The sequence below is a fragment of the Brevundimonas sp. genome, from assembly GCF_050729455.1.
Taxonomy (GTDB): domain Bacteria; phylum Pseudomonadota; class Alphaproteobacteria; order Caulobacterales; family Caulobacteraceae; genus Brevundimonas.
Genome location: NZ_JBOHLI010000022.1, coordinates 19,624 through 42,850 on the forward strand (window position 1 = coordinate 19,624; position 23,227 = coordinate 42,850).

The 23,227-nt window shown below is 67.6% G+C and carries 26 protein-coding genes; 16 read left to right on the forward strand and 10 right to left on the reverse strand.

Going from position 1 to position 23,227, the window contains the following annotated elements; translation table 11 throughout:
* Positions 1 to 18: 18 nt before the first annotated feature.
* A complete protein-coding gene (locus tag ACREEF_RS07535) occupies positions 19 to 3,066 on the reverse strand; it encodes a TonB-dependent receptor domain-containing protein (RefSeq protein WP_431564975.1) in 3,048 nt (1,015 codons plus the stop codon).
* A 277-nt stretch (positions 3,067 to 3,343) separates the two neighbouring features.
* Here ACREEF_RS07535 and ACREEF_RS07540 point away from each other — a divergent pair, with 277 nt between their 5' ends.
* The 3 genes from ACREEF_RS07540 to ACREEF_RS07550 all read left to right on the forward strand — a co-directional run bounded on the left by ACREEF_RS07540 (position 3,344) and on the right by ACREEF_RS07550 (position 5,433).
* A complete protein-coding gene (locus ACREEF_RS07540; RefSeq protein WP_431564976.1) occupies positions 3,344 to 3,874 on the forward strand; it encodes a hypothetical protein in 531 nt (176 codons plus the stop codon).
* A gap of 2 nt (positions 3,875 to 3,876) precedes the next feature.
* A complete protein-coding gene (locus ACREEF_RS07545) occupies positions 3,877 to 4,281 on the forward strand; it encodes a TIGR01244 family sulfur transferase (protein ID WP_431564977.1) in 405 nt (134 codons plus the stop codon).
* 231 nt (positions 4,282 to 4,512) lie between these two features.
* Positions 4,513 to 5,433: an MBL fold metallo-hydrolase gene (locus ACREEF_RS07550; RefSeq protein ID WP_431564978.1), complete on the forward strand. Its 921-nt coding sequence runs from the start codon at positions 4,513 to 4,515 to the stop codon at positions 5,431 to 5,433.
* Here the strand turns inward: ACREEF_RS07550 and ACREEF_RS07555 are convergent.
* Genes ACREEF_RS07555 through ACREEF_RS07570 form a run of 4 tightly spaced genes read right to left on the reverse strand, consistent with a single transcriptional unit; the run spans position 5,320 to position 10,039 of the window.
* Positions 5,320 to 6,480, reverse strand: a complete 1,161-nt coding sequence (locus ACREEF_RS07555; protein WP_431564979.1) for a M48 family metallopeptidase — start codon at positions 6,478 to 6,480, stop codon at positions 5,320 to 5,322. The two genes, ACREEF_RS07550 and ACREEF_RS07555, sit on opposite strands and share 114 nt — an antisense overlap.
* 1 nt (position 6,481) lies before the next feature.
* The gene (locus ACREEF_RS07560) at positions 6,482 to 7,633 is read right to left on the reverse strand and encodes a YjgN family protein (RefSeq protein WP_431564980.1); all 1,152 of its coding nucleotides are present in this window, start codon (positions 7,631 to 7,633) and stop codon (positions 6,482 to 6,484) included.
* Positions 7,634 to 7,685: 52 nt separating this feature from the next.
* On the reverse strand, positions 7,686 to 8,390 hold the full coding sequence (locus tag ACREEF_RS07565; protein WP_431564981.1) for a DUF1499 domain-containing protein: 705 nt from the start codon (positions 8,388 to 8,390) through the stop codon (positions 7,686 to 7,688).
* Positions 8,391 to 8,407: 17 nt separating this feature from the next.
* Entirely contained in the window at positions 8,408 to 10,039 is a 1,632-nt protein-coding gene (locus ACREEF_RS07570) for a long-chain-fatty-acid--CoA ligase (RefSeq protein WP_431564982.1), read from the reverse strand.
* 155 nt (positions 10,040 to 10,194) lie between these two features.
* Here ACREEF_RS07570 and udk point away from each other — a divergent pair, with 155 nt between their 5' ends.
* Positions 10,195 to 10,839, forward strand: a complete 645-nt coding sequence (gene udk / locus ACREEF_RS07575) for a uridine kinase (protein WP_431564983.1) — start codon at positions 10,195 to 10,197, stop codon at positions 10,837 to 10,839.
* Positions 10,840 to 10,927: 88 nt separating this feature from the next.
* Positions 10,928 to 11,542, forward strand: a complete 615-nt coding sequence (locus ACREEF_RS07580; protein WP_431564984.1) for a TetR/AcrR family transcriptional regulator C-terminal domain-containing protein — start codon at positions 10,928 to 10,930, stop codon at positions 11,540 to 11,542.
* A gap of 7 nt (positions 11,543 to 11,549) precedes the next feature.
* Here the strand turns inward: ACREEF_RS07580 and pdxH are convergent, their stop codons facing one another.
* Entirely contained in the window at positions 11,550 to 12,212 is a 663-nt protein-coding gene (gene pdxH / locus ACREEF_RS07585) for a pyridoxamine 5'-phosphate oxidase (protein WP_431564985.1), read from the reverse strand.
* 58 nt (positions 12,213 to 12,270) lie between these two features.
* Positions 12,271 to 12,702 (reverse strand): YciI family protein, encoded by a 432-nt coding sequence (locus ACREEF_RS07590; protein WP_431564986.1) that lies wholly within the window; start codon positions 12,700 to 12,702, stop codon positions 12,271 to 12,273.
* A gap of 150 nt (positions 12,703 to 12,852) precedes the next feature.
* Here ACREEF_RS07590 and ACREEF_RS07595 point away from each other — a divergent pair, with 150 nt between their 5' ends.
* The 5 genes from ACREEF_RS07595 (at position 12,853) to ACREEF_RS07615 (ending at position 16,537) form a co-directional block, all read left to right on the forward strand.
* The gene (locus ACREEF_RS07595) at positions 12,853 to 13,590 is read left to right on the forward strand and encodes a DnaJ C-terminal domain-containing protein (RefSeq protein ID WP_431564987.1); all 738 of its coding nucleotides are present in this window, start codon (positions 12,853 to 12,855) and stop codon (positions 13,588 to 13,590) included.
* A 10-nt stretch (positions 13,591 to 13,600) separates the two neighbouring features.
* Positions 13,601 to 14,686, forward strand: coding sequence for a chorismate synthase (gene aroC / locus ACREEF_RS07600; RefSeq protein WP_431564988.1), 1,086 nt, complete (start codon positions 13,601 to 13,603; stop codon positions 14,684 to 14,686).
* Between the two features lie 85 nt (positions 14,687 to 14,771).
* Positions 14,772 to 15,467, forward strand: coding sequence for a pirin family protein (locus ACREEF_RS07605; RefSeq protein ID WP_431564989.1), 696 nt, complete (start codon positions 14,772 to 14,774; stop codon positions 15,465 to 15,467).
* An 82-nt stretch (positions 15,468 to 15,549) separates the two neighbouring features.
* Positions 15,550 to 15,822, forward strand: coding sequence for a hypothetical protein (locus tag ACREEF_RS07610; RefSeq protein WP_431564990.1), 273 nt, complete (start codon positions 15,550 to 15,552; stop codon positions 15,820 to 15,822).
* 94 nt (positions 15,823 to 15,916) lie between these two features.
* A complete protein-coding gene (locus ACREEF_RS07615; protein WP_431564991.1) occupies positions 15,917 to 16,537 on the forward strand; it encodes a DJ-1/PfpI family protein in 621 nt (206 codons plus the stop codon).
* Between the two features lie 484 nt (positions 16,538 to 17,021).
* On the opposite strand, the gene queE is transcribed toward ACREEF_RS07615, so the two are convergent.
* Both queE and queC read right to left on the reverse strand, forming a co-directional pair.
* Positions 17,022 to 17,657: a 7-carboxy-7-deazaguanine synthase gene (queE, locus tag ACREEF_RS07620; RefSeq protein WP_431564992.1), complete on the reverse strand. Its 636-nt coding sequence runs from the start codon at positions 17,655 to 17,657 to the stop codon at positions 17,022 to 17,024.
* A complete protein-coding gene (gene queC / locus ACREEF_RS07625) occupies positions 17,654 to 18,373 on the reverse strand; it encodes a 7-cyano-7-deazaguanine synthase QueC (protein WP_431564993.1) in 720 nt (239 codons plus the stop codon). Before queC ends, queE begins: the two co-directional genes overlap by 4 nt.
* A gap of 208 nt (positions 18,374 to 18,581) precedes the next feature.
* Here queC and ACREEF_RS07630 point away from each other — a divergent pair, with 208 nt between their 5' ends.
* The 6 genes from ACREEF_RS07630 (at position 18,582) to ACREEF_RS07655 (ending at position 22,920) form a co-directional block, all read left to right on the forward strand.
* Positions 18,582 to 20,201 (forward strand): response regulator, encoded by a 1,620-nt coding sequence (locus ACREEF_RS07630; protein WP_431564994.1) that lies wholly within the window; start codon positions 18,582 to 18,584, stop codon positions 20,199 to 20,201.
* A gap of 134 nt (positions 20,202 to 20,335) precedes the next feature.
* Positions 20,336 to 20,821, forward strand: a complete 486-nt coding sequence (locus tag ACREEF_RS07635) for a PaaI family thioesterase (RefSeq protein ID WP_431564995.1) — start codon at positions 20,336 to 20,338, stop codon at positions 20,819 to 20,821.
* Positions 20,818 to 21,225, forward strand: a complete 408-nt coding sequence (locus ACREEF_RS07640) for a PaaI family thioesterase (RefSeq protein WP_431564996.1) — start codon at positions 20,818 to 20,820, stop codon at positions 21,223 to 21,225. Before ACREEF_RS07635 ends, ACREEF_RS07640 begins: the two co-directional genes overlap by 4 nt.
* Positions 21,226 to 21,339: 114 nt before the next feature.
* On the forward strand, positions 21,340 to 21,687 hold the full coding sequence (locus ACREEF_RS07645) for a hypothetical protein (RefSeq protein ID WP_431564997.1): 348 nt from the start codon (positions 21,340 to 21,342) through the stop codon (positions 21,685 to 21,687).
* Positions 21,688 to 21,777: 90 nt separating this feature from the next.
* Complete coding sequence (locus ACREEF_RS07650) at positions 21,778 to 22,212, forward strand: hypothetical protein (protein ID WP_431564998.1); 435 nt, start codon at positions 21,778 to 21,780, stop codon at positions 22,210 to 22,212.
* Positions 22,213 to 22,284: 72 nt separating this feature from the next.
* Entirely contained in the window at positions 22,285 to 22,920 is a 636-nt protein-coding gene (locus ACREEF_RS07655) for a S24 family peptidase (protein WP_431564999.1), read from the forward strand.
* A 129-nt stretch (positions 22,921 to 23,049) separates the two neighbouring features.
* Here the strand turns inward: ACREEF_RS07655 and ACREEF_RS07660 are convergent, their stop codons facing one another.
* Positions 23,050 to 23,199, reverse strand: coding sequence for an SH3 domain-containing protein (locus ACREEF_RS07660; RefSeq protein ID WP_431565002.1), 150 nt, complete (start codon positions 23,197 to 23,199; stop codon positions 23,050 to 23,052).
* Positions 23,200 to 23,227 lie beyond the last annotated feature (28 nt).

Here is a 23,227-nt window from a genome sequence, read left to right on the forward strand (position 1 = left end):
TCAGGTCGCCCTGAAAGCTTAGAAGTTAGCCGTGACGCCGAAGAAGATGTAGCGGCCCATGGCGTTGTACAGTTGCGGGTAGGTGTTGTTGTTACCCGTCGTGCCGACGCTGGTGGACAGCGGCGGATCGATGTCGAAGACGTTGTTCACGCCGGCGCGGACCGAGACATTGTCCCGAGCCTGCCAGGTCGCCGCCAGGTCGATGTAGTTCATGGCGTCGAACTCGCGGTCGATCCGGATGGCCGGCGAGTTGTTCAGGCTGCCGTCGAGGCCCAGAACAGCGATCTCGGCACCGCCGTAGTAGCGCCAGGTGGCGTTGACGTTCAGGCCCTCGATCGGGGTGCCCCAATCGACGCGGAAGCGGTGACGCCATTCCGGGTTCGGAACGCCGCACTGGTTGGCGAAGAAGCCGGCGCAGTCATACACCGAGTTGGAGAAGCCGAGGCCGGTGTCGGTCTCGAGCGAGTTCAGCCAGGTGCCGACCAGGGCGAAGCCCAGGGTGCCGGCGCGGTCCCAGCCGAAGTCGGCCAGATCCAGGTTATAGTTGGCCGCCACATCAACGCCCGAGGTCGACAGACCGCCGATGTTGGTGTTCAGGTCCACCACATTGCCGGTGCCGATCCAGAGTTGGCCGTTGGCGTTACGCTGGATGTTGGCGCAGGCCGCAGCCAGACCCGATCCATAGCAGGCGTCCAGGGAGTTCTGGGCCCCGATGGACGAGATCAGGTTTTCGATCTGGATGTCGAAATAGTCGACCGTCAGGTTGAAGCCCGGCAGGAACTCCGGCGTGAAGACGACGCCGAAGGTCAGGGTGTCGGATTCTTCCGGCGTCAGCGCGGTGTTGCCGCCCTGCAGGAAGTTGTACTGGCCAGCCGGGCTGGAAATGCCGGGGCTGGTGGCTTCCGCAAGGGTGACCTGCCAGGGGTTGGAGCCGATGCAGGCGGCGTCGCCAGCATAGGTCGCAGCCTCGTTCTTGTCGCAGGGATCGGCGTCCAGGTCGAACAGGTTGAAGCTCTGCGCGGTGAACAGTTCGATCACGTTCGGCGCGCGGACAGCGCGTTGGGCGCTGGCGCGGAACCGAACCGAGGAGATCGGAGCCCAGTCGGCGCCGAACTTCCACGAGTCCGTGCCGCCGCCCAGCTCGTACTCAGAGTGGCGGTAGGCCAGGTCGACCGACAGTTGGTCGGCGAAGGCCATGCCTTCGGCGATCGGAATCTGCGCTTCGGCGAAGACGTCATAGACCTGGTTTGCGCCGTTGATGCCCGTGGTCGCGCCGCCTTGGCCGGCGCCGTCGCCCGACGTGAACGACACGTCAGGGGTCAGGTCCAGGCCGTCACGGCGATATTCAGCGCCGAACGCCGCTTGAACGCCGCGCGTGGCCCAGGGCGACTTGACGCCATAGACGCCCAGGTCCGCCGTCAGCGAGCCCGAAACGACCTGCTGGGTGGTCCAGCCGGTGGCGACCAGCGGCACCTGCAGATAGTCCAGCGCCGCCTGCGTCACGCCGCCCGACTTGAAGATGTTGTAGGGCACGCAGTCGGCGTCGATGCCGGCGACGACCGACGAACAGACGGGCTGGCCGGTGACCGGATCCGTCACGACGTCAAGCGCACGCGCCAGACGGGTGTTCGAGAACTCGTTGCGGTAGATGTTGGTGAACTGAGCGCGCGAGTATTGGGCGGTCAGGTCATAGCTCCAGGCGTCGTTCAGATCGCCGCGGGCGCCGACCACGCCGCGATACGATTGGAAGCGGATGTCCGACTGACGTCCGCCGCCTTCGACGTTACGACGACCGATATACATCGACTTGTCGACGCCGGCGGCGATGTCGGCTGCGGTACAGGCAATGGCCGTACGCTGCTGGGCCGACAGAAGCGGGTTGTTGCAGGCGATGGTCGAGCTGCCGTCCGTGGTGCGGAAGCCGTTGGAGAATTCGCCGAAGAAGTTACCCGACGGCGCGATCTGGGCGAGCGTCGAATAGTCGCTGAACATCAGCTGGGTGTACAGCTCGACCTTGTCATGGACGTCGTAGTGTCCAAAGGCGCCCAGGGTGTAGCGTTCATCCGGACGCTGATAGTAGTTCGACGGACCAAAGTTGTAGGCATCACGCGCGGCGACATACGGGATGAAGTTGCCGGCAGCGTCAACCGTGTATGCGAAGTTGGTGAAGTCCGTGAACTGGCCCGGGAAAGAGGTGCCGGAACCGCCGCACCGGAAATCTTGCGGGTTCCCAACCGTGGGCGCCTGGAGCGAGCAGGACGCGTAGTCGTAGTCGCGGCCCAGGACCTTGTTGTTCTTGCGATAGCCGGCGTACAGGGTGATGTTGCCCTTGTCGTCCGGTGCGTTGACGCCCATCAGGACGTTCACTTCGCGGCTGAAGCCGGTGGTGACGTTGTCGTCGGGCAGCTTGAAGTTCGCCGGGTTGGTCGCGGCGCGGCCGGCGATGACGTTGCGCAGGTTGCCCACGCCGTCATAGTCGTTGTTGTGCTGGTTGAAGCCGTACTGGGCGTCGATTTCGATGCCTTCGAAGTCGCGGCGCATGATGAAGTTCACGACGCCGGCGATGGCGTCCGAACCGTAGACGGCCGAGGCGCCGCCCGTCAGCACTTCAGCCCGCTCGACCATCTGGCCGGGGATCTGGTTCAGGTCGGCGGCGTCGTCCTGCGGCGAGCCGTAGCCCATGCGCTTGCCGTCGATCAGGACCAGGGTGCGCGACGAACCCAGGTTACGCAGCGACACGGTCGCCGTGCCCGATGCGCCGTTGGAGACGGTCGAGTTCTGCGCCGCGAAGGCTTGCGGCAGCTGGGTCACCAGATCCTCGACGCGGGTCACGCCCTGAACGTCGATGTCTTCGCCCGTGACCTGGGTCACCGGGCTGGTGGTGGTGAGGTTCGGTTGGCGAATGCGCGAACCGGTGACCACGATGTCGCTGACCTGGCTGGCCTGCTCGGGTTGAGCCGGCTCCGGGGTTGTCTGGGCCATGGCGGGAGCCGCCAGGCCGGCGAGCGCAAAGCCCGCAATCATCGTGGACGCCAGCAGACGCTCGCGTTTGATCTGGAATTTCAAGTGTCACCCTCCTGATGTTGTGACTGACAACGGCAAGGCTTTCGCCCCGGCCTGTCATTCACGGCTACTTTCTTCGACGCCTGACAAAGCGCTCGACCGATAGCTGACTCAGAGGTTAGCCGCCCGATGTCGGCATCGGACAGAGAAATTACCTTCCCGTAATAAAGTCGCCTCCACCCTGTCGCAAAATCGCCACGCTCCATCTACACTCACGCTTGGCAAAACGTGCCGAACCTGCACGAATTCTTGCCGGACATTCGTTCAGGAAATCACGATTATGCGCACCACCCTCACCTTGATCGGCGTTTGCGCCGCAGTTTTTCTGCTTCCGGAACCGGGCCGCGCGCAAGATTCCGCTCCCCAGCGATCCGCCCTCCTCGCCGAGGTCGCGCGTTGCCGGACGATCACAACCGACGCCGAGCGACTGACGTGCTTCGACCGCGCGGCGGGCGCCCTGGACGCCGCGGAACGGCAGGGGGAGGTGGTGGTGGTCGATCGCGGACAGATTCGGGAAGCTCGTCGCCAGCTGTTCGGCTTTGAAATGCCGGCCCTGCCTTCGATGTTCGCTCGAGACGAGGCGAAGGAGCGAATCGACGCGGTCGAGACCACGCTTCTGAGCGCCGGCCAGGGCCTGGACGGAAAATGGCTGTTCCGACTGGCGGACGGGTCGGAATGGCGCCAGATCGATTCCGATCCCGTGCGGTTCCAGAATCGCGCGGGCATGGATGTCCGGGTGCGCCGCGCCGCCCTGGGCAGTTATCAGCTCACCGCCGGCCGCAGTCGCGCCGTGCGCGTCAGGAGACAATAGCCATGACCGACCCGGTCGCCTTGAACACGCACATCTGGGTGTCGGGCCAGATCGCCCCCCAGTCGCTGGCCGCCCTGGCCGCGCGGCTGGGGCTGCGCCGGATCGTCAATAACCGCCCCGACCACGAAGAACCGGGCCAACCGACCAGCGACGAGGTCCGGGCCGCCGCCGAGGCCGCCGGCCTGGACTATCTGGACGCGCCGGTGCGCGGCCTGCCCGATCCCGAGACGGTGGCGCGCGTGGGCCAATGGCTGGCCGACCCCGCGCCGACCCTGATGTACTGTCGCTCCGGAATGCGGTCGGCAGCGACCTGGGCCATGGCCGAGCGAAGCCGCGGCGCGGACGCGGACGCCCTGCGCGTCCAGGCCCTGGCCGCCGGCTACGATCTCAGCCGCTTGCCGCTCTAGCGGACAAGGGCGGCCCGCGCGGCGTAGGGCGCGGCGGGTTCCGGCGTGCACGATGCGACGGCCCATTGCGCCGCGATGAGACACGACAAGGCGACGATTACGGCCGGAAGCCGATTTGACACAGGAAAAACGGCGGTTTGGATCACGGCGAGGGCTCCCGAATAGGTTACAAGCGTTGAACGCAAGGTCGGCGCCGCACCGACCGCTACCGCCCGCCGAGGACGCCCGCCCGTGATCCCCTATGTCCGCCAGTTCGACTTCACCTATGGCCATCGCGATCAGGTCTCGCCGATGATCCAGCGGGTGATCGCCGACAACCCCGGGCCGTTCACCTTCACCGGCACGGGGACCTATATCGTCGGGCGCGATATGCCGGGCGCGGGCGTGGCGGTGATCGATCCCGGCCCCGAGGACGAGGCCCACCTGCACGCCCTGCTGCGGGCGGTGAAGGGGCGGACCGTCAGCCACATCCTGGTGACCCACACCCACCGCGACCACGCCCCCCTCGCCCGCCCCTTCGCCGAGGCCGTCGGCGGCGCGCCGATCCTGGCGGCGCGGCCGCACGGGCCGACGGTCCATGCCTCGGATCAGATGGATGCAGCCGCGATGGACGAGGACGACGACGCCGACTTCAAGGCCGACGTCATCATCACGGACGGCCAGCGGATCGAGGGCGACGGTTGGACGATCGAGGCCATGGCCACGCCCGGCCATGCCTCGAACCACATGGCCTTCGTCTTGCGCGAGGAGAACGCCCTGTTCAGCGGCGATCATATCATGGGCTGGTCCACCACGGTCGTCGCCCCGCCCGACGGCGACATGACGGCCTATATGGCCAGCCTGGACCGGGTGCTGGCGCGCGGCTTCTCGACCATATGGCCGACTCACGGCCCGGCCATCACCCAGGTCGCGCCCTTCCTGAAGGCCTATCGCCATCACCGGCTGGAGCGCGAGGCGCAGATCATGGCGCGGCTGGCGGCGGGCGACGAGGCCATCGCCGAGATGGTCCCAGCCCTCTACGCCGCCGTGGATCAGCGCCTATGGCCGGCGGCTAGCCTGTCGGTCCTGGCCCATCTGATCGCCCTGGTCGACCGGGGCGTCGTCGCCGCGTCGCCGCAGCCGGTCCTTGAGGCGCGTTACCGGATCCTTTGACCCCGCGCCGCAGCTGGCGCGAACGGCGGCCCATTCGCTAGGCGTCAGGGCCGAAGCCCCCGGCTTGGCGTCGTTGCGCGCCCGCTGAGCCCGGCGCGCCGAGTCGGGGTGGGTCGAGACGAACTCGGCCGCGGCCTCCAGCCGCCTGTCCTCGCCCGCGCCGTGCATCCGCTCGAAGAAGGGCGCCATGCCTTGCGACGACAGCCCGGCGCCGACCAGCAGAGCCTGCCCGCGCTGATCGGCCTCCAGCTCAGCCTCACGGCCATAGCGCAGGTCGGTGGCCTGTCCTGCCAGAAGCACCGCCTGCTGCCCCGCCCCCGTGCCGCCGCCGACCACCGCGTCCAGCAACAGGCCGACGCCCAGACTGCGCCAGACTGCCTGCATGACGTGGCGCTTTTCGATATGGGCGACCTCGTGGGCCACGACCGCGGCCAGTTCGTCGGGCGTCTCGGCCTCGCGGATCAGGTCGTCGGTGACCAGGATGGAGCCGCCCGGCAAGGCGAAGGCGTTGACGAAGGGGGCCTGGACCGCGCGCACGCGCACGTCGAACGGGGTGTCGGACCGGGCCGCCAGCCGCTCGCCCAGATCACCCAGCGCGTCCTGCCCCGCCTCGCCCTCGCAGCGATGGAACATGGCGCCCATCTGCGCGTCGAAGCTGTCGCCCATCTTCTGTTCCATCTCGATCGGCGTCGCCCGCGCCAAGGGGCCGGCAAACACGGGCACGCCCCAGAAGACGAAAGCCGTGACCGACAGGCCGACGGCGGCCAGACCGATCACCAGCCGCGCCTCCCTGATCCGCCCCCGCTTCTCGACGGCGACCGATCCGCCAAGCGCGATCCAGTCGGCTTCGGCCAGCACCAGACGCGCGTCGGGATCGGACGGATGCGACAACCGGGCCTGATCGCCCTCGCGCACGACCTTCAGCCCGTCCTGCGGCCAGAACCGGGCCTCGCCGGCGTCCGACGCGAAGCGCAGGCCGTCGTCGCTCCATTCGATCTCGACCGTCGCGGGGCGGGAACTTAGCCCGTCGTAAAGGCGACCCTGCACGTCAGATGGCCGAGAAGCCGAAGGCGTCGGCCAGACCCTCGCCCGATCCCGGCCCCTTGCCCGCCTGCCGCGCCAGATCCAGATGCGCCGTGCCCGCCGAGGTCAGCCGCGACACCATGAAATGCGCCGTGCGCGCCTGCACCCAGGGCATCAGGAAGCCCAGCGAGATCAGCAGGGCGCCCAGGTTCGACACCGTCAGCCACCAGAGCGGCATCGCCTTGACGTCCAGATGGAAGCCGGCGCCGTCCAGCGTCACCCCCGCGCTGATCGAGCGCAGCATGGCGGCGTGATAGGGCGACCAGATCAGCAGGAAAACCGGCGCCAGAAGCAGCATCACCCCATAGAGACCGAGCGTGAAACCCAGGCCGGGGCCCCGCCCCGCCGGCGCATCCAGCATCCCCAGTGCGGCGAACAGACCGACCATGCCGAAGACGAACACCAGGTAGCCGACGGCCGTGCCGATCCAGCCCAGGGCGTACCAACCATAGACGCTGACCTTTTCCGCCCGGCCCATGCGGAACCGGATGCGACGGTCGCCGAACCGCAGCTCGTCCCACAGCTTCTCGGCCAGGCCCCGCTGGGCCACGGGCCAGAACCAGCCCATCGACAGCCCGCTGAGGAAGAGGGCGCCCAGATACCTGAAGCCATAGCTGCGCGCCGATCCGCCCAGCCGGAAGCGGACGCCGCGCCAAGTCGTGCGGCTGGCCATGTAGCGGAAGGCCGTGAAGATCCCGAAGCCCCACAGCCAGAACAGGCCGAAATAGACGACCGGATACAGCACTACGATCATCGCCGGCCCGCCGAACTGGATCGCGAAGATCAGCAGCAGCATCGGCAGGCCCAGGGCCACGAGCGCCAGCAGGAAGCCGATGAACAGCTCCTTGCCCCGGCCGGTGTATTCAAAGGCGTCGCCGTTCAGCCGGACGCCCTGCCAGACCCGACGCCGCACCTCGGTCTTTCCCCAGAACCGATAGAGGGTCAGGGTGACAATGTTCAGCAGGCCGTTGCGCAGGCTCAACCCGAGGAAGTGCTTGGGCCGCAGCGTCGATTCGAAGCGCAGCACCTCGCCCGCGTCGTCGCTCTGAGGATAGACCCCGTGAATGGGTCCCAGCCCGTCGTCGAGCGGTTCCGTCCCTAGCGTTGCATCTGTCATCTAACCCCCCGGTTTTCTTGACCTTACCGGAGCGCGATCGAACAATGCAATCTCAACCTGCCGGCGCCAGCCCCTGAACGACGGCGCGCGCCAGACGACAGGCTTCGTCGCCGATCTTCATGTCCCCGCGCGCCGCCACGCGCACGTCGGTGCGGCCCGGGCGGATGCGGATGGCGGCGTCATGGGTCAACCCGAACCAGAAACCCTCCTTGGACCCGTCGGCGCGGAAGGCTGCTGCGCCGCGCACGGTGAAGCCCGCCGCCTCCAGCGCCGCGGCCGCCGTCTCGGGCGCGACCTGACGGGGCACCGCGATCAGGCCGGGACAGGCGACCGGAGCCGGTCCGGACGTCCCCCGCCCGCCGCGCATGGCGACGACCGCGCGCGAAAAGGCCGGCGGCTCGGCGGCGTCGGTCGTGACGTCGCTCGCCGCCGGAACCGCGAAACGCTGCCCCTGGATCAGGAACAGAGCCACCGTCGCACCGGCGACCGCCAGCGCCGCGGCGGCGTAGAGCCCGCGCCGCCGCATATCCTTGAACGCGATCAGCACGGCGACCAGCGCCGCCGCCAGTCCGGCGAAGGCCAGGATGCGGCCGATCTTCAGCGTCAGCACCTCCAGCCCGAACCCGGCGCTCCACAGACCGAACCGGGTCCCGAACACCGCAGTCAGAACCAGCAGCGGCGCCAGACAGGCCGCGAGCGTCAACCAGCGCAGGCGGATTTCCGTCGCGCGCGCCTGGGTCCGGGTCGGTTCAGCCATGCGGCCCTCCTGAAAGATCAGCCTGCGGTCGGCAGACGATAATCCTTCATCTGCTCGCGCAGCAGCTTCTTGTCGATCTTGCCCGTGGCGCCCAGCGGAATGTCGGCCAGGAAGACCACGTCGTCCGGCATCCACCACTTGGCGATCTTGCCGACCAGGAAGTCGAGATGTTCCTGCTTGTCCTCGCTCTCGCCTTCCTTGAGCTTGATCAGCAGGACCGGACGCTCATCCCATTTCGGGTGGGCCGAGCCGATGACGGCGGCCAGGGCGACCTTGGGATGGCCGATAGCCAGGTTTTCGATCTCGATGGAGCTGATCCACTCGCCGCCGGACTTGATGACGTCCTTGGCCCGGTCGGTGATCTGCATGAAGCCGTGATCGTCGATGGTCGAGACGTCGCCCGTGTCGAAGAAGCCCTCGGTGTCCAGGATCTCGCCGCCCTCGTCGCGGAAGTAGGCGCGGGCGATGGTCGGGCCCTTGATCATCAGGCGGCCATAGGTGTGCCCGTCGTGCGGCATCTCCTGACCGGCGTAGTTCTTCAGTTTCAGTTCGACGCCCAGCGGCGGCGTGCCCTGCTTGACCCGCCACTTCAGCTGTTCCTCGAACGGCATGGCGGCCAGTTCCGGCGTCATGTTCGACAGGGTGCCGATGGGCGAGGTCTCGGTCATGCCCCAGCCCTGCAGGACCTCGACGCCGAACTCGTCGTTAAAGGCGCGGATCATGCTTTCCGGCACGGCGGCGCCGCCGATCAGAACGCGCGTGACCGTCGAGAGCTTCAGCTTGTTCTCGCGCAGGTGGTTCAGCAGCCCCTGCCAGACGGTCGGCACCGCCGCCGAGAAGGTGACACCCTCGGTCTCCAGCAGCTCATAGATGGCCGGGCCGTCCATGCGAGCGCCCGGCATGACCAGCTTGGACCCCGCCGCCGGCCCGCCGAAGGCGATGCCCCAGGCGTTGGCGTGGAACATGGGCACCACCGGCAGGATCACCTCCTTGGGCGTGGCGCCCAGGACGGTCGACTGCAGCCCCAACAGGGTATGGATGAAGTTCGAGCGGTGCGAATAGAGGACGCCCTTCGGGTTCCCCGTCGTTCCCGAGGTGTAGCAGAGGCCGCAGGCGGTGTTTTCCTCGAACCCGCCCCACTCGACGTCTTCCGACGACTGCTCCAGCACGGTTTCGTAGCATTCAACCACCGGCAGCTTGGTCTGCGGCATGTGATCGGCGTCGGTCATGATGACGACGCGCTCGACCGACGGGCAGTGCGGCAGGATGGCGTCCAGCAGCGGCACGAAGGTCAGATCGACGAAGATGATCCGATCGGCGGCGTGGTTGATGATATAGACCAGCTGTTCCGGGAACAGGCGCGGGTTCAGGGTGTGGCAGACCGCGCCGATGCCCATGATGCCGTACCAGGCCTCGATGTGGTCGGCGGTGTTCCAGGCCAGGGTGGCGATGCGGTCGCCGGGCTGCACGCCCCAGGCCTTCAGCGCGTTCGACACCCGCTTGGCGCGACCATGAATGGCGCCATAGGTGGTGCGCTCGATCGGTCCCTCGACGGATCGCGTCACGACCTCGCGGTTAGGGTGCCAATTCTTGGCATGGTCGAGAATTTTGTCGACCGTCAGCGGCCAGTCCTGCATCAAACCCAGCATCGCATTCCCTCGTGTTGCGTCTTCATTTGTAGTGACGCTTGAGAACCAAGCTATCTATGTGATCGCCGATAAGCAACGTGACGCAAGGGAAGCGCCGCACGGCGTTTTATCAGCGGCGCTTGCCACTGCTCGCGCTTCGGTCGAAGGAGCCGCCCATGACCATTCTGATCGCGATCACCGGCGGGTCCGGTTCCGGCAAAAGCACCCTGGCCGAGGCGCTCGTCGCGTCCCTGCCATCCGGCGTGGGCGTGCTGCTGCGCGAGGATTCCTACTATCTGGACGCCGCCTCGGTGCCGGGCTTCGATGCGGCGACGCACGACTTCGACGACGTAGCCGCGCGCGATCACGACCTGCTGGTCACGGACCTCGCCGCCCTGAAAGCGGGACGTGGAATCACCGCGCCGGTCTATTCCTTCATTCACCACGGACGCGAGCCCGGCGGCGAACCGGTTCCGGCGGCCGAGGTGGTGGTGGTCGAAGGCACGCATATCCTGTGCACCCCGGCGCTGACCGCCCTGTTCGACATCAAGGTCTTCGTCGACACCCCGGCCGACATCCGCTTCATCCGTCGCCTGCTGCGCGACCAGACCGAGCGCGGACGCACCGCCGAATCGGTGATCGCCCAGTATCTGGCGACGGTGCGCCCGGGCCACGAGCGCCATACGGAACCCTCGCGCACCCATGCCGATTTCATCGTCGCGGACGCCACGGCGGCGGTGCGGCTGGAAGATCCGCAGGCGGTGGTTCGCCTCGCCGCCCCCGTCCTGGCCCACCCGCTTCTAGCGGCTTGGCATCATTAGATGATTTCCATTCGCAGAACTTCGTTCCTTGTTGCAATAACGGCAATTTAAAGGCAGGGTTTTTGCATTACTGTTGGGTAATGTTTCGATGACCGCTCAGGCCCCCGATCTCGACGACCCGCGACGCGCCGCAATCGTGCGTCAGGCGCGATTGCACTTCATAGCCGAAGGGTACGCCGGTACGCGCATGGAGCCGATCGCGCGGGAAGCCGGCGTCTCGACCGCGACCCTCTACGCCTTCTTCGAAAGCAAGGCGGTCCTGTTCGAGGCGGTCATCAACGACGCCTCGGAGGACTTCTCTCAGCGGATGGCGGCGGTCCACGCCTGCACCGGCTCCCCGCGTGAGCGGCTGGTCGGCTTCATCACCGCCTATGCCGAGTTCATGAGCGACAGCTTCGTTCGCTCGATTTTCCGCCTGGTCCTGGCCGAACGGCCGCGCTTCGAAGCCATCGCCATGCGCTTCTTCGAGCGCGGGAAACGCGACTTCGGCGCCGTGCTCATGGCGGCCCTGGCCGAGATGACGAAGGCCGGGCAGTTGAACGTGCCCAAGCCCTCGTGGGCGGCCGGGCAGTTGATGGGGATGATCGAACATCCCGTCTTCTTCGTCCCCCTGGTCACGGGCGACGAGGTGATCGCGGGACGTGCGCCCCGGCAGATCGCCGAGGATGCGGTCGAGACCTTCCTGGCCCGCTACGGCGCCTGACGCCGCTTTAAGGCCAGAGACGCGTCCGTCGCCAGGCGTCGCCCTCGCGATCAAAGCGCAGCCGGTCGTGCAGGCGGAAGGGCCGGTCGCGCCAGAACTCTATCTGTTGCGGGATCACGCGCCAGCCGGTCCAGCGGTCGGGACGCGGCACGTCCTTCCCCTCGAAGCAGGCCGTCTGCTCGGCCACCCGGTTCTCCAGCACCGCCCGACTGTCCAGCGGGCGCGACTGGTCCGAGGCCCAGGCGCCGATGCGGCTCTCGCGCGCCCGACTGGCGAAATAGGCGTCAGCCTCCGCGTCGCTGACCCGCTCGATCCGGCCGCGCACGCGAACCTGACGACGCAACGACTTCCAGTGGAATAGCAGGGCCGCCGACGGATGCGCCCACAGCTGCTCGCCCTTGGCGCTTTCCTGATTGGAGAAGAAGGTGAAGCCGCGCCCGTCCACGTCCTTCAGCAGCACCATCCGCGCATCCGGCAGACCATGCGAATCCACGGTCGCCACGGTCATGGCGTTGGCGTCGTTCGGCTCCGACGCCTTGGCCGCCTCCAGCCATTCGACGAACAGGGCGACAGGGTCGCCCCGCTCGAAGATGGTCTCATCCGCATTGGCCGCCAACTGCGCGGCGTAGTCCTCGACGGACGGGCTGGGCGGGATCACGGACTGGGTCATGGCTCAATCCTTACACCCGCGCTTCCCCTACGTCATCAGGCGTGGACAAGTTGCGGCATCAAGCTTCGCCATAACCTCCCGTCTGCTGGCGCAGCGCCTCTTCCCGCGCCGCGACGTCAGGGGTCAGGGCGTCGAAATCCTCCATCGACAGGATGGGCCGGATCTCGACCTCGCCGTGCAGCTTGTCGGTGTCGGGGATGCGGCGGGCCCAGGCGACGGCCTCGTCCATGTCCTTGACCTGCCAGATCCAGAAGCCGGCGATCAGCTCCTTGGTCTCGGCGAAGGGGCCGTCGACCACGATCGGCGTGTCGCGCCCGCCGAAGACGACCCGCCTGCCCTTCGACGACGGATGCAGCCCCTCGCCCGCCAGCATCATGCCCGCCGCCGCCAGTTCCTCATTGAAGGCCGTCATGTCCCGCAGCAGGGCCTCCGAGGGCTGAACCCCCGCCTCGATGGCGTCCGTGCCCTTGATCATCACCATCACGCGCATGGCGTCTCTCCCTTGGTTTAAACGGCGGGGCATTCCCCCGCGATATCGCTACGTCGAACGGGCAAGGCCCATTCCGACATCAGACCGCGATTTTTCGAAACTCGGCAAGGTTAACCCGGCCTTGACCATATCCGGGCGAGGCTGGCGGCCATGTGCGCGGACGCTCTCACTCTTGATGACGCCCGGTCGCTGCTGGGTCTGGACGGCCCCGTCGGCGCCGAGGGCCTGACGACGGCCTTCCGCGCGGCGGTCAAGGCCGCCCGCCCCGATGCGCCCGGCGGCGACGCCGACAAGTTCCGCCGCGTCATCGCCGCCTATCGCCTGTTGCAGGCCCAGACCCTGGCCCTGCCCGCGCCCCCCGGCCACGCGAGGCCAACGCCCTTCACGCCGCCGCCCGCGCCAGCCCCCCTGCTGGCCCTGACGCCGATGCAGGCGCTCAACGGCGGTTGCGTCCGCATCACCCTCGGCGCCCGCACCCTGCTGGTCCACGCCCCGCCCGGCGTGCGCACCGGCGACAAGATCCGCCTGAAGCGCGGCGCGGCGGACGGAGGCGACCTGCTGCTGCCCGTCCTGATCCGCCCCGCCGACGGCCTCTCGGTTCTGGGCGGCGACCTGTTCATGACCTGGGCCGTGTCGCAGCGGATGATGCATGACGGCGGCCGTATCGAGATCATGACCCACGCCGGTCCGCGCTCGTCCTGGCTGGTCCCCGACATGGTCGAGCCGGTGCGTCTGCGGCTCAAGAGCCTAGGCCTGCCCGCGCGCGGAAACCGCCCCGCCGGCGACCTGTTCGTCAAGCTGGAGGCCTCGGCCGACCTGCCCTCGGCCGCCGAAGACCTGCTGCTTCGCTTCACGCGGGTCTGGACGCCAGAGCGGATCGCGGCTTAAGCCCTAGAGCATGTCGCACAACACCTTCGGTCACCTGTTCCGCGTCACCACCTGGGGCGAAAGCCACGGCCCGGCCATCGGCTGCGTCGTCGACGGCTGCCCGCCGCTGATCCCGCTGACCGAGGCCGACATCCAGCCCCTGCTGGACCTGCGCAAGCCCGGCGGCAGCCGCTTCGTCACCCAGCGGCAGGAGGCCGATCAGGTCCGCATCCTGTCCGGCGTCTTCGACGACGGGAACGGCCCGGTCACCACCGGCACGCCGATCAGTCTGATGATCGAGAACACCGACCAGCGGTCGAAGGACTACGGCGAGATCGCCCGCGCCTTCCGTCCCGGCCACGCCGACTACGCCTATCAGGCCAAGTACGGCGTGCGCGACCACCGCGGCGGCGGGCGTTCCTCGGCCCGCGAAACCGCCAGCCGCGTGGCGGCGGGCGCCGTGGCGCGCAAGGTCTTGGGCGACAGCATCCGCATTCGCGCCGGCGTGGTCCAGCTGGGCCCGCACCGCATTCCCGACGAGGCCATCGACTTCGACGCCGTCTATGACAATGCCCTGTTCGCCGCCTCGGCCGAGGTCGTCCCCGCCTGGGAGGCCTATCTGGACGGCGTGCGCAAGGCCGGCTCCTCCATCGGGGCCGTCGTGGCGCTGGAGGTCACGGGCGTCCCCGCCGGCTGGGGCGCTCCGCTCTACGCCAAGCTGGACGCCGAACTGGCCGCGGGCCTGATGTCCATCAACGCGGTCAAGGGCGTCGAGATCGGCGCGGGCTTCGGCGCCGCCGAACTGACGGGCGAGGACAACGCCGACGAAATGCGCCTGGGCGACGACGGCCTGCCGGTCTTCCTGTCCAACAAGGCGGGCGGGGTTCTGGGCGGCATCTCCACCGGCCAGCCGCTGACGGCGCGCGTGGCCTTCAAGCCCACCTCCTCCATCCTGACCCTGCGCCAGACCATCAACCGCGACGGCGCCGAGGTCGACCTGCGCACCAAGGGCCGCCACGACCCCTGCGTCGCCCTGCGCGGCGTCCCGGTCGTCGAGGCCATGGCGGCCATCGTCCTGGCCGACGCCAAGCTGCGGCATCGGGCGCAGGTGGGTTGAGGTCAATCTGATACTAAGACAGTTGCAAATAGGATTTGGCGATCCTATCTAGGTCTCAAGCATTCCTCGGATGGGAGACCGAACCATGATCGACGTCAGACCTTTCAACACCCTCGGCGGCGCCAACCACGGCTGGCTGAACGCCCGCCACCACTTCTCGTTCGCCAACTACTATGATCCCAAGCGCATGGGCTGGGGCCGTCTGCGCGTCTGGAACGACGACGAGATCGCGGCCCGCTCGGGCTTCCCGCCCCACCCGCACGCCGACATGGAGATCATCACCTATGTCCGTACCGGCGCCATCACCCACGAGGACTCGATGGGCAACAAGGGCCGCACCGGCGCGGGCGACGTTCAGGTGATGAGCGCGGGCACGGGCGTGCGTCACTCCGAGTTCAACCTCGAGAACGAGACGACCACCCTGTTCCAGATCTGGATCGAGACCGACAAGCCGGGCACCCCGCCGTCCTGGGGCCAGCGCGACTTCCCCAAGAGCGACCGCTCGGGCCGCTTCACCGTCGTCGCCTCGGGCGATCCGGCGGACGAGGCCCTGTCGATCAACGCCGACGCCAAGATCCTGGCCGCGACGCTCAAGGCGGGCGAGAGCCTGACCTATGACCTGGCCGCCGGTCGCCGCGCCTATCTGGTCCCCGCCGTGGGCCGGGTGGACGTCAACGGCGTGGCGCTGAACGCCCGCGACGGCGCCGGCATCGTCGACGAGCCGACCATCACCATCACGGCCAGCGAAGACGCCGAACTGGTCATGGTCGACAGCCTCTAGGCCTCAAAAGCGCTCGCGCGGACGGTCAGAGTCCGTTCATGCCTTTCGCCTCATAGAGGCGGATCAATCGGGGATGGACCAGATGCAAAGACCCTTCACGCGGGCGACCGCCCTTCTGGCCGTCGTCGGCGGTTCGCTGCTGCTGCAAGGCTGCGTCGTCGGCGCCGTGGTCGGAACCGGCGCGGCGGTCGTCGGCGGCACGGTCAAGGCCACCGGGGCTGTGGTCGGCGCAGGCTTCGACGCCGTCACCACCTCGGACGAGGAAACCAAGGCCAAGCGCGAGCGTGAGCAGCGCGACTACGAACGCGAACAGCGCCGCTGCGAACAACGCCAGCGCCAAGGCAAAGACTGCTAGCAAGGACGGCTAGGGCCGCTCACGCACCAACCGGCCCTGTCGGCGCGCGCCCTTCCCGGCCTAGGGTGAGCCTCCCTCCCCTGACGAGCCCGCCATGCAGATCGCCATCCTGACCCTCGACGGCTTCAACGAGCTGGACAGCTTCATCGCGGCGGGCATCCTGAACCGGATGAAGAGCCAGGGCTGGGCGGCGCACATCACCTGCCCCACGCCCGAGGTCACTTCGATGGCCGGGGTGACGATCCAGCGCCAGAAGCCGCTGGAGTTCCTGAGCGAAGCCGACGCCGTCCTGATCGGCAGCGGGATCAGGACCCGCGACTACGCCGCCGACCCCGCCTTCCTGTCACAGCTGAAACTGGACCCGTCGCGCCAGTTGATCGGCGCCCAGTGCTCGGGAACCCTGCTGCTGGCCAAGCTGGGCCTGATCGGCGACCTGCCCGCCTGCACCGACCTGACCACCAAGCCCTGGGTGATCGAGGCCGGCGTCAACGTCGTGGACGCCCCCTTCGCCGCCCACGGCAATGTCGCCACGGCGGGCGGCTGCCTCGCCTCCCAATACCTCGCCGCCTGGATGATCGCGCGAATGGCCACCATCAAAGACGCCGAGGACGCCATCCACTACGTCGCCCCGGTCGGCGAGAAGGGCGAGTATGTCGCGCGCGCCATGGCGGCGGTGGAGCCGTTTCTGACGGATGGGAAGACACTGGTGGCCTAAGCCTGCTTTCGACCCGTTGGAGACTTTCCAGAGGTCCGCCTATGGTGGGGCAAGCTCGGGAGTTTCTGTCATGCGCCCTCCACTTCACGCATTCCTCGCTGCCGCCTGTGCTCTCGGCGCTGCGACTGACGCGATTGCCTGCCGGATGAGAGTGCCGCGTGCCGATGAGTTAGCTCAACGGGCGATTATCGTAGCTAGTGTGAGCCATGCAGAGCGTGTTGAGGCTCCCGGCTGGAACACTTGGCGGGTCGTCGCAGAAATCACGCCCGAAGTGGAACGGACCGTAAATCGATCGACATTCGAATTCACGACCACGCTTAGCAGCGATGGGTGCGGCCAGACCCCTTTGCCGCCCGCTGGCGAGCGATGGGTTCTATATCTGGCCCAGGCTGACACGAGTGAGGTTCTGGACGCCTTTCCGCTCGACTATGTGAAAGACTACGACGCGCGGCTCGCTGATGTTCGCTAACCACCCTTAGCGGACCTACCTTACCCCGATAAATTTGTGCGTCTGGACGCTGAGCCGCCATTGGGGGTGGGTCAAGCAGTATTCAATGGCGGCGGCGGTGTTGGCGGCCTGATCGGGGCCGTCCATGGGCTGCAGCCAGAAGCGCTCGAAATCGAGGCCCTCGAACCGCTCGGGCATGGCGAGCGGCTGGGGATAGACCAGCTTCAGTTCCTGACCCGAGGTCTGGACCACAGGAGCGTCGGCCTTGGGGCTGATGCAGATCCAGTCGATCCCCTCGGGCGCGGGCAAGGTGCCGTTGCTTTCGATGGCGACCTCGAACCCGCGCGCGTGCAGGGCCTCGATCAGGGGCGCGTCCAGCTGCATCAGCGGCTCGCCCCCGGTGCAGACCACCAGCCTGGGATCGCCCTCGCGGCCCCGCCACATCCCGGCGACGTGGTCAGCCATCAGGTCGGCGGTCTTGAACTTGCCGCCGCCGTCGCCGTTCATGCCGACGAAGTCCGTGTCGCAGAAGGTGCAGACTGCGGTGGCGCGATCCCGCTCCAGCCCGCTCCACAGGTTGCAGCCCGCAAAACGCAGGAAGACGGCGGGCCGCCCGGCCTGACCGCCCTCGCCCTGCACCGTCAGAAAGACTTCCTTGGCCGAATAGGTCATGCGCGCGCCGCCCATTCCGCATAGCCCGCCGCGCGCAGTTCGCAGGCCGGGCAGGTGCCGCAGCCGTAACCCCAGTCGTGACGATGCGTCCGGTCGCCCAGATAGCAGGTGTGGCTGGCCTCCACGATCATCTCGACCAGTGCCGCCCCGCCGATCCGCTCGGCCAGGGCCCAGGTCTCGGCCTTGGTCAGGAACATCAGCGGCGTCTCGATCGGCGACGGCTTGGCCAGACCCAGGGTCAGGGCGTGCGACATGGCCTGGATGGTGTCGTTGCGGCAGTCGGGATAGCCCGAGAAGTCGGTCTCGCACATGCCGCCGACCAGGACCTCCAGCCCGCGCCGGTCGGCCAGCGCCGCCGCCGCGACCAGAAAGATCAGGTTGCGCCCCGGCACGAAGGTGTTGGGCAGGCCGCGCGCGTCGGCCTCGATGGCGCGATCCGTGGTCATGGCTGTCTCGCCGATGGCCCCGAAACCGGTCAGGTCGACGACGTGATCCGGCCCCAGCCGGTCGGCCCATTGCGGCAGGACGTTCACCATCTGCGCGCGCACGCTCTGACGCGCCTGCATCTCGACCGCGTGACGCTGGCCATAGTCGAAGCCGATGGTCTCGACCCGCTCATACCGCTCCAGCGCCCAGGCCAGGCAGGTGGCGCTGTCCTGTCCGCCCGAAAACAGGACAAGGGCAGAGGTTTCAGAAGCTTGCGACGTAACGCTCATGACAAACCTGCGGTCGGCCGGCGGCCGCGCGCATCCAGAAGGAACAGGGAAAGATCGGATCAGCGCCCTCTATACGCCAGTCCGTCCGAAGCCGCAAAACGCGACACCCCCGACCCTTTTCGTCAAGGTGAGCATTTTCGATTCGCCTTAACCCTTTCGCAAAGCGTTCGCAGCCAATCTCCGCCGGTCCTATTGGAGTGCCGGCCGTATGCCGACGATCGAAGTGCTAACCGAGCGCGTAGAGCCGGTGACCGCCGCCGCCATGGCGAGCGAGGTCTTCGCGCGTTTCGAGCGCGAGCCGGACACCCTGGTCATCCCCGTCGTCGACGGCGAGCGGCCCCTGGGTCTGATCGAACGCAGCGACTTCCTGATGAAGCTGGCCGGCCCTCTGGGCCTCAGCCTGTACGGCGCCCGCGAAGTCACCCACATCATGGACAATGAGCCGGCCGTGGTCGAAGCCGGCGTCCGCATCGACGCCTTTTCCGACATCATCCTGAAAAGCGGCCCCGGCGCCCTGATGCGCGGCTTCATCGTCACCCGCAACGGCGCCTATCGCGGCGTCGGCACGGCGGTGTCCCTGCTGCGCGCCGTCAACGACATCCAGCGCCAGCAGAACCGCGACCTGGCCGAGCAGGTGCGCGCGCTCGGCGACGCCGAAATCCAGGCCGCGGCGACCGCTCGCGCCAAGAGCCAGTTCATGGGCCTGATGAGCCGCGAACTGCGCACGCCGATGAACGGCGTCCTGGCGGTGGCCGAACTGCTGCGTCGCCAGCCGCTGAACGACGCCGCCCTGGCCCATGTCCAGACCATCATCGATTCCTCGGAAAACCTGCTGGACACCCTGCAGGACGCCCTGGACCTGGCCCGCGCCGAGGCCGGCGAGTTGGAACTGTCGGCCGCTCCGACGCCGCTGCGCGCCGTGATGGACGAGGCTCAGACCCTGTGGGCGCCGCGCGCCGCCCAGGACGGCGTCACCCTGATGGTCGGCTATGAAGGCGACACTGAACTGGCGGGCGTTCTGGACGGTCCGCGCCTGACCCAGGTGTTCAACAACCTGATCGGCCACGCGCTGAAATTCGCCCGCAACGGCATGGTGGAAGCCAGCCTGAAGGCCCTCGTCATCGGCGATCAGGTCCGCCTGGAGGCCCGCGTCCGCGACGACGGCCCCGGCCTGGACGCCGCCCGCATCGACCAGATCTTCGACCACGCCGCCGCTCCCGACGGCGCCGGCCTCAGCCTGTCGATCTGCCGCCATATCGTCGAACGGATGGACGGCCGCATCTGGGCCGAGAACAACGCCGGTCGCGGCGCCACCTTCGCCTTCGACCTGTCGGCGCCGCGCGCCGTCATCCAGCAGGACGAACCGTCGAACGTCTCCAGCCTGGACGAACTGGACCTGCAGGCCCGCCCGCACGTCCTGATCGCCGACGACAACGCCACCAACCGCGTCGTGGCCCAGGCCCTGTGCGAAATGTTCGGCTGCACCTCCGAAACCGTCGAGGATGGCCAGGAGGCGCTGGAGGCCGTTCAGCTCCGCCCGTTCGACCTGATCCTGATGGACATCAAGATGCCGCGCATGGACGGGGTCCAGGCGACCCAGGCCATTCGCGCCCTGCCCGGCGACAACCGCAACATCCCGATCGTGGCCCTGACCGCCAACGCCGATCCCGACGACGCCAAACACTATCTGGCCGTCGGCATGGCCGCCGTGGTCGAAAAGCCGATCAAGCCGGAACGCCTGCGCATGGCGATGAACGCGGCCCTCGCCGCCGAAACCGCCGCCCCGGTCGCGGAGACTGCGCCCGTCGCGCGTCAACGCCTCGCCTGACAAAGGCCCAATAAAGGCTCGGCCCGCCGACGCCGACCGATCCACTATGGACAAGGGCCTGCGCCGCGGGCCACCAAGACGAGGCGCTGCGGCGACCCGGACGACCGCAGACGCCCTAGCCAAAGGACGTCTCGATGACGGATCTCTTCCTCACCACCCTCCTGCCTCAACTCGCCTCGGGCGCGGCGCACACCCACGCCCTGGGCTTTCAATATGAAGGTCTGGAGGGCGACCGGGTTCGTCTCCGGCTTCCCTATCGCGATGACCTGGTCGGCGATCCCGAAACCGGCGTCCTGGCGGGCGGCCTGGTCACGACCCTGCTGGACCATGTGGGCGGCCTGGCCGTCTGGGTCGGGCTGAAAACCTATCAGCCCATCGCCACCCTGGACCTGCGTGTCGACTATATGCGCGCAGCCGTCCCCGGCCGGGACCTGATCGCCGAGGCGCGCTGCTATCGGCTGACGCGCAGCATAGGCTTCGTCCGCGCCTGGGCCTTCGAGGACGACCCGACCGACCCCGTGGCCGCCGCCCAGTCCGCCTATGTCATCAGCGCCGAGGGCGACCATCGCGCCGGCGCCAATCTGCGCGCCAAGGCCGGCCGCGCCGGAGACGCCGCATGACCGTCTCCCTGCTGGACAGCCTGCCCTACGCCCGCTTCCTCGGTCTGCGAACACAGTTGAACGGCGACGACCTGACCGTCGTCATGCCCTTCGCCGACCACCTGATCGGCAACCCCATGCTGCCGGCCCTGCACGGCGGTTCGACCGCCGCCCTGCTGGAGATGACGGCGGTGGCCCAGGTCTCGCTCAGCTATCCGCGCCTGCGGCTGCCCCGCCCGATCAACGTCACCGTGGCCTATCTACGCTCGGGTCGGCCGACAGACGTCTTCGCCCAGGCGCGGATCAACAAGGCCGGTCGGCGCGTCGCCCACGTCACCGCCGAAGCCTGGCAGCAGGAGCGGGACCAGCCCATCGCCGCCCTGACCGCCCACTTCCTGCTCGACAACGACGACGACTCAACCTGAGGGCGCCAACAATCAACCAAAGGTTGAATGTAACTTCTGGTAAAGAAAACGCTATCAAACACCCTTAATGCGCGTTAAGAAATGACGGTGTTTTCTTTATTGAGGGGTAAAGTCATGGACCGCACTGAAGTGATCGCTGGCGTCGCCGGCGAGCTCTACGCCACCGAAAAAGCGGTGGATGACGCCATCACCCACGCCACCACCCTGGTTCAGTCGATGATCGGCGCCCGCGCCGCCCTGTCGATCTCGCCGGTTTCGGGCGCCGGCTCGCAGGCCAAGGCCATCGAGGCCATCATGGCCCTCAGCACCGCGCGCGACGCCGTCGTCGCCTGCCACGCCGAGCTGCAAAAGGATCACCGTCGCCTCGGCTACGGCACCTACGCGGTGGGCCCGGTGAACAAGCCCGACGAATGGGACGACCGCCCGATGACCCGCAAGGGCGACCATCTGCGCGTTGCGTGAAATTCCAGTAATCTTGGGGATCGGCTCTCCGGTTCCTGAGAACTTTGCTGTATGTTCGCCCTCATTGTCATCTGACGATGGGGGCGTTCGTTGTTCGAGACCATTGCTGGCTATGTCGGTGCGGTTTTCGTCGCTGCCATTGCGCTGTTCGCCTTTCTCAAGGGAGAACAGCCAGAGAGAATAGGCGCCGGCACGTTCGCATTCGGCTGGTTCGCTTCGGTGCTCGTCCAGAGCAACGCCGGCCTGTTCGGCGTTCAGTGGTCGATGTTCGCCATCGACATAGCGATGCTGGTGGTTTTCATCGCCATGGTCTGGAAGGCGCCGCGGTCGTGGCCGGTCTGGGCTTGCGCGCTGCAACTGCTGGTCGTGACCAGCCACGTCATGATCGCCCTGAACCTGCGCACCCCGATCTCGGCCTTCTACACCGTCGTCAACATGACCGGTTACGGCATCATGCTGGCCATCGCCATCGGCACCTTCTGGGCCTGGCAGGAGCGACGCGCCATCGGGGCCGACGCGGACTAGGTGGATATTCCTATCGCCTCGCGATAGACTGCGGCGTCGCATCCTCCACCGGCCCCTGCCCCGGAACCGCCCGTGCCGCTGTCCCACGCCCAGCTCTGGAAGGCCATCGACGCCCTGGCGCGCCGCGAGGGCACGTCGCCCTCTGGCCTGGCGCGGCGCGCGGGCCTGGACGCCACCAGTTTCAACCCGTCGAAACGGTTCGGCCCCGGCGAGCCGCCCCGGCCGCGCTGGCCCTCGACCGAGAGCCTGACGCGCGTTCTGGAGGCGACCGGGCTATCTCTCGGCGCCTTCGCCGCGCTGGCCGACGACGCCCCGGCTGAGGATCGCTCCATACCCCTGCTGGGCCTGGCCAGGGCGGGCGCCGACGGCTTCTTCGACGACGCCGGTCTGCCGCTGGCCGACGGCTGGGATCAAACCGACCTGCCGACGCGCAAGGACAGTCTGTTCAGCCTGACCATAGACGGCGATTCCATGGTGCCCCTCTATCGCCCTGGCGACCGGGTGATCGTGGATCTGGAGGCCTCCGACGTGCGGCGCGGCGACCGGGTCGCGGTGCGCACCGCCGGCGGCGAGACCCTGGCCAAGGAAATCGCGACAATGAATGCGCGCGAAGTGACCCTGGCCTCGATCAATCCGGCCTATCCGCCCCGCGCCCTGGCCCGCCGCGATATCCTGTGGATGGCCCGTATCCTCTGGGTCAGTCAGTAGCTCGCTCAAGCAGGCCGAAGGCCGGTAGCGCACAAAGAATGCCGCTCAAGCAGGCGGAACGGCCGATAGCGCAAAAAGAAAGAGCCGCCCCATTCGGGACGGCCCTCAACGTTGCAGGCTGCGAAGCGCTTAGTTCTGCGCGAGGTGGTGGGCGTTCACCCAGCCGCCGCCGGCGATCTGCACCCATTCGCCCTGCGACCCGATGGCGGTCATGGTCTGGCCGGCCGACAGGCTGCCGGTCTGACGATAGTGGGTGCCCGGACCCGTCCGGATGCGCAGGTTCGAGGTGGCGCGATAGGAGTTGGCG

Coding starts and splice junctions, on each gene's coding strand:
- pdxH (WP_431564985.1), bottom strand. CDS start 12,212: ATGACCCAGTCCGTGATCCCGCCCAGCCCGTCCGTCGAGGACTACGCC.
- udk (WP_431564983.1), top strand. CDS start 10,195: ATGACCATTCTGATCGCGATCACCGGCGGGTCCGGTTCCGGCAAAAGC.
- ACREEF_RS07565 (WP_431564981.1), bottom strand. CDS start 8,390: ATGGCTGAACCGACCCGGACCCAGGCGCGCGCGACGGAAATCCGCCTG.
- ACREEF_RS07595 (WP_431564987.1), top strand. CDS start 12,853: ATGTGCGCGGACGCTCTCACTCTTGATGACGCCCGGTCGCTGCTGGGT.
- ACREEF_RS07630 (WP_431564994.1), top strand. CDS start 18,582: ATGCCGACGATCGAAGTGCTAACCGAGCGCGTAGAGCCGGTGACCGCC.
- aroC (WP_431564988.1), top strand. CDS start 13,601: ATGTCGCACAACACCTTCGGTCACCTGTTCCGCGTCACCACCTGGGGC.
- ACREEF_RS07605 (WP_431564989.1), top strand. CDS start 14,772: ATGATCGACGTCAGACCTTTCAACACCCTCGGCGGCGCCAACCACGGC.
- ACREEF_RS07610 (WP_431564990.1), top strand. CDS start 15,550: ATGCAAAGACCCTTCACGCGGGCGACCGCCCTTCTGGCCGTCGTCGGC.
- ACREEF_RS07590 (WP_431564986.1), bottom strand. CDS start 12,702: ATGCGCGTGATGGTGATGATCAAGGGCACGGACGCCATCGAGGCGGGG.
- ACREEF_RS07640 (WP_431564996.1), top strand. CDS start 20,818: ATGACCGTCTCCCTGCTGGACAGCCTGCCCTACGCCCGCTTCCTCGGT.
- ACREEF_RS07635 (WP_431564995.1), top strand. CDS start 20,336: ATGACGGATCTCTTCCTCACCACCCTCCTGCCTCAACTCGCCTCGGGC.
- ACREEF_RS07570 (WP_431564982.1), bottom strand. CDS start 10,039: ATGCTGGGTTTGATGCAGGACTGGCCGCTGACGGTCGACAAAATTCTC.
- ACREEF_RS07615 (WP_431564991.1), top strand. CDS start 15,917: ATGCAGATCGCCATCCTGACCCTCGACGGCTTCAACGAGCTGGACAGC.
- ACREEF_RS07540 (WP_431564976.1), top strand. CDS start 3,344: ATGCGCACCACCCTCACCTTGATCGGCGTTTGCGCCGCAGTTTTTCTG.
- queE (WP_431564992.1), bottom strand. CDS start 17,657: ATGACCTATTCGGCCAAGGAAGTCTTTCTGACGGTGCAGGGCGAGGGC.
- queC (WP_431564993.1), bottom strand. CDS start 18,373: ATGAGCGTTACGTCGCAAGCTTCTGAAACCTCTGCCCTTGTCCTGTTT.
- ACREEF_RS07560 (WP_431564980.1), bottom strand. CDS start 7,633: ATGACAGATGCAACGCTAGGGACGGAACCGCTCGACGACGGGCTGGGA.
- ACREEF_RS07580 (WP_431564984.1), top strand. CDS start 10,928: ATGACCGCTCAGGCCCCCGATCTCGACGACCCGCGACGCGCCGCAATC.
- ACREEF_RS07645 (WP_431564997.1), top strand. CDS start 21,340: ATGGACCGCACTGAAGTGATCGCTGGCGTCGCCGGCGAGCTCTACGCC.
- ACREEF_RS07545 (WP_431564977.1), top strand. CDS start 3,877: ATGACCGACCCGGTCGCCTTGAACACGCACATCTGGGTGTCGGGCCAG.